This window comes from Pseudoduganella sp. RAF53_2 (assembly GCF_052113985.1).
Taxonomy (GTDB): domain Bacteria; phylum Pseudomonadota; class Gammaproteobacteria; order Burkholderiales; family Burkholderiaceae_D; genus Rugamonas.
The window spans coordinates 1-1,739 of the sequence record NZ_JBFRDW010000902.1 but is presented as its reverse complement, the minus strand read 5'-3'; the positions used below and the strand labels follow the sequence as shown (position 1 = coordinate 1,739).

At 59.7% G+C, this 1,739-nt stretch carries 3 protein-coding genes; all 3 read left to right on the top strand.

Annotated features, from left to right (window positions below):
- The coding region (locus AB4Z11_RS30840; RefSeq protein WP_442029866.1) for an alpha-isopropylmalate synthase regulatory domain-containing protein at positions 1–151 on the top strand (151 nt) is incomplete at its 5' end.
- A 35-nt stretch (positions 152–186) separates the two neighbouring features.
- Positions 187–1,245 carry a hypothetical protein gene (locus AB4Z11_RS30835; RefSeq protein ID WP_442029864.1) on the top strand — a complete coding sequence of 353 codons (1,059 nt, stop codon included), beginning with the start codon at positions 187–189 and terminating at the stop codon, positions 1,243–1,245.
- Positions 1,246–1,367: 122 nt separating this feature from the next.
- Positions 1,368–1,685: a hypothetical protein gene (locus AB4Z11_RS30830; RefSeq protein WP_442029862.1), complete on the top strand. Its 318-nt coding sequence runs from the start codon at positions 1,368–1,370 to the stop codon at positions 1,683–1,685.
- Positions 1,686–1,739 lie beyond the last annotated feature (54 nt).

Genomic DNA, 1,739 nt, shown 5'->3' with positions numbered 1-1,739 from the left:
GGGCGAAGTCACGATGCGCCTGGCGCATTCGGGCCGCATCGTCAATGGCGTCGGCGCGGACCCGGATATTGTGGTGGCGTCCGCGAAAGCTTATCTGGCAGGTCTGAACAAACTGTACTCAAAAATCGAAAGGCTCAATCCGCAGGTATGAGGTTCAATAATCGCGTCGCCGGAATGGCGGCGGCAATGGCGTGTGCCATTCCATCCGCTGCATTCGGCACGGCCTGCAACTCGCATGAAATCATTTCGGCAGTTGCCGGTCAGCGTGGTGAACTGCTCGTCCTCGGTACATTTGGCGCACGCGGTAGTGACGACGGTGGCGCCACCTGGGATGACCGGAACTGGCCCAGCGATATCGTGCCGCAGCAAGGGCCGGTGCTAGTTGGTGCATCGATTTACGCTGTCGCCAGCAATATGCTGTATCGCAGTCCGGACATGGGACGGAGCTGGGAGTCGCTGGGTGAACACATGATTCCAGCGATCGATGGCAAAGGGCGGCTGTATGCCTGTAGCGCCAACGGCTTGATGGTCGACCGGCTCGCTGGGGATGGGCGCTGGCAGACTACGGGGATTCTCGACCGGCGTCTCATCAGCTACAAGTCCCGGCTGAAGCGCAATGGAAAGCGCCACATCGTGCTGACACGCACGGACTTCAACGGGCACAAAACTTCCGCGGTCGTGGACGAAGAACCCGTGCTGACGTGGAGCGGTTCCAGCGCATGTGAGGGCGTGACCGCTATCGGCGACACCATCGTCGCAACTTCGCATGACGCAAATTACGTCAGTAAAAATGGCGGCAAAACGTGGAAGGCCGCAGAGCTTTCGTCGCAGGAGTGGCAGCAACAATACCAGGTGGATCGATGGGACAGGCTGTACACCGTCCGCGTGATCGAAGATATGCCGGTGATGCAGCAAAGCGTCGATTTCGGGAAGACCTGGCAGGCCATCCCTGCCGCGGCCGGTGAACCGGGGCGGTATATTGGCGCGGCGCCAGTCGCTACGCGCATTGCCTCCGTTCCTGTTCCGCAGGAACTGGTATATGTGAAGAGCGAGGGGCCGCTGGACAGGCGTGTCGTGCCGGGTGATGCAGATGACGGCGCGATGCTCGGCTACCAGTTCAATGCCGATGGCAGCGCTTTGATTGTGACCAGCAGCGGGCTTCTGCTATCGAATGCATCCGGCGAGTGGACGAAGATCGAAGGGCAGCAGTTGACGCCGCGTGAGTGGACCTCGTGCGGCCCCTGAGCTTCAGTCCTGAAGCGGTTTCAATTGCTTACACTCGCAACACTTTTGCAGTCAACTCGGCAGTGCTGGGTGCGTTAATTGCTCATGGGCGATTTGCTCACTTTGACTGAAAGGGATAACAAATGAAAAAGCTGCTCCTGACCGCCGTCTTCTCCGCTCTGGCCCTGCCTGTTTTCGCACAGACCAACACTCCGAAGCTGGATGCACGTGAAGCCAACCAGCAAGCGCGCATCGCCAACGGCGCCGCTTCCGGCCAGCTGACCGCGAAAGAAACCCAGAACCTGGAAAAGCGCGAAGCCAAGCTGAATGCCGATGAAGCAGCCGCCAAGTCCGACGGCAAAGTGACCAAGAAAGAGCGCCGCGCCCTGGAGCGAGAGGCGAACCGCGATAGCCGCGCTATCGCCCACAAGAAGCACAATGATCGCGTAGCAGCCCAGTAAGTTTCCTCGAGTGGTGCTGAAGCCCGCCCGCCTCCAAAACGGGTGGGCTTCTTC

What these genes read in the sequence shown, in the direction of transcription:
- AB4Z11_RS30835 (WP_442029864.1), top strand. Translation starts at nt 187, where the DNA reads ATGGCGTGTGCCATTCCATCCGCTGCATTCGGCACGGCCTGCAACTCG.
- AB4Z11_RS30830 (WP_442029862.1), top strand. Translation starts at nt 1,368, where the DNA reads ATGAAAAAGCTGCTCCTGACCGCCGTCTTCTCCGCTCTGGCCCTGCCT.